Source organism: Synechococcus sp. BO 8801, assembly GCF_002252675.1.
In the GTDB taxonomy this organism is placed as follows: domain Bacteria; phylum Cyanobacteriota; class Cyanobacteriia; order PCC-6307; family Cyanobiaceae; genus Cyanobium.
This window is the reverse complement of the sequence record NZ_NQKY01000046.1, coordinates 1-1,046: the sequence shown is the minus strand read 5'-3', so window position 1 is coordinate 1,046 and position 1,046 is coordinate 1. Positions and strand designations below refer to the sequence as shown.

Below are 1,046 nucleotides of genomic sequence, written 5' to 3'. Positions count from 1 at the left end.
CGGGGCAGAACCTCTTCAGGGAAGATGAAGTTTTCGTGCGGTTGGTCGGCAGGCGCCATCCAGGCACGCAGACCTTCGTTGAGCAGGATGTTCTTGGTGTAGAACGTCTCGAATTCAGGATCCTCCGCCGCGCGGATCTCCTGGCTCACGAAGTCGTAGGCCCGCAGGTTGAGGGCCAGGCCGATGATGCCGATGCTGCTGGTCCACAGACCCATCACCGGCACGAACAGCATGAAGAAGTGCAGCCAGCGCTTGTTGGAGAAGGCGATCCCGAAGATCTGGCTCCAGAAGCGGTTGGCGGTGACCATCGAGTAGGTCTCCTCTTCCTGGGTGGGCTCGAACGCCTTGAAGGTGTTGGCCTGGTCGCTGTCCTCGAACAGGGTGTTCTCCACCGTGGCGCCATGGATGGCGCACAGCAGAGCACCGCCGAGGATGCCGGCCACGCCCATCATGTGGAACGGGTTCAGGGTCCAGTTGTGGAAGCCCTGCAGGAAGAGCAGGAAGCGGAAGATCGCCGCCACCCCGAAGGAGGGCGCGAAGAACCAGCTGCTCTGACCCAGGGGGTACATCAGGAAGACACTGACGAACACCGCGATCGGGCCGGAGAAGGCGATGGCGTTGTAGGGACGGATGCCGACGAGACGGGCGATCTCGAACTGGCGCAGCATGAAGCCGATCAGGGCGAAGGCGCCGTGCAGGGCCACGAAGGGCCAGAGGCCGCCGAGCTGGATCCAGCGGACGAAGTCACCCTGGGCTTCCGGGCCCCAGAGCAGCAGGAGGCTGTGCCCCATGGCATCAGCGGGGGTGCTGACGGCGGCGGTGAGGAAGTTGCACCCCTCCAGGTAGCTGCTGGCAATGCCGTGGGTGTACCAGGAGGTGGCGAAGGTGGTGCCGGTGAGCCAGCCACCCAGGGCCAGATAGGCCGTGGGGAACAGCAGTAGACCGGACCACCCCACGAAAACGAAGCGGTCGCGCTTGAGCCAGTCGTCGAGGACGTCGAACCATCCACGCGTGGCCGGTGCACGCCCTAGGGCGATCGTCATGGG

1 protein-coding gene is annotated in these 1,046 nt (G+C 64.3%); it reads right to left on the bottom strand.

The annotated features are described in order from the left end of the window. Positions 1 to 1,043 (bottom strand): photosystem II D2 protein (photosystem q(a) protein) (psbD, locus tag CJZ86_RS16385; protein ID WP_094587469.1); only part of this gene is annotated, 1,043 nt, incomplete at its 3' end. Positions 1,044 to 1,046 lie beyond the last annotated feature (3 nt).